This window comes from Enterobacter sp. UNJFSC 003 (genome assembly GCF_036903355.1).
Taxonomy (GTDB): Bacteria; Pseudomonadota; Gammaproteobacteria; order Enterobacterales; family Enterobacteriaceae; genus Enterobacter.
In genome coordinates this window covers 1-296 of sequence record NZ_JBAKHK010000106.1, presented here as the reverse complement: position 1 = coordinate 296, position 296 = coordinate 1, and the positions used below count along the sequence as shown (strand labels likewise).

The window sequence follows — 296 nt, the reverse complement described above, 5'->3', positions numbered from 1 at the left end:
GGAGAGAAGTTCGTTGATGTACAGACCGCTGTAAAGCGTGATACCGCTTAATGGCAGCGCCAGCGAGACGGCTTCAGCACTGCGCAGCGTTTTGACTTCGCCACGCCCGCCAAAACGTAGCAAGAGAGGGGTGAAAGGCTGTAATGCACCTTTCAGGGTAGAGCGTTTAGAGCGTGCGCCTTTGGCAACCAGACGCACGCGCCCCGATTCCTCCGTGAAGACGTCCAGCATCAGGCTGGTTTCGCTCCACGGGCGACTATGCAGGACAAATGCGCGCTGCCAGCCTTCCATCGGAG

The 296-nt window shown here is 58.4% G+C and carries 1 protein-coding gene; it reads right to left on the bottom strand.

Translation table 11 applies throughout. From position 1 onward, the window contains the following. The coding region (gene recO / locus V5P19_RS23310) for a DNA repair protein RecO (protein ID WP_191662390.1) at positions 1–291 on the bottom strand (291 nt) is incomplete at its 3' end. Between the last annotated feature and the right edge of the window lie 5 nt (positions 292–296).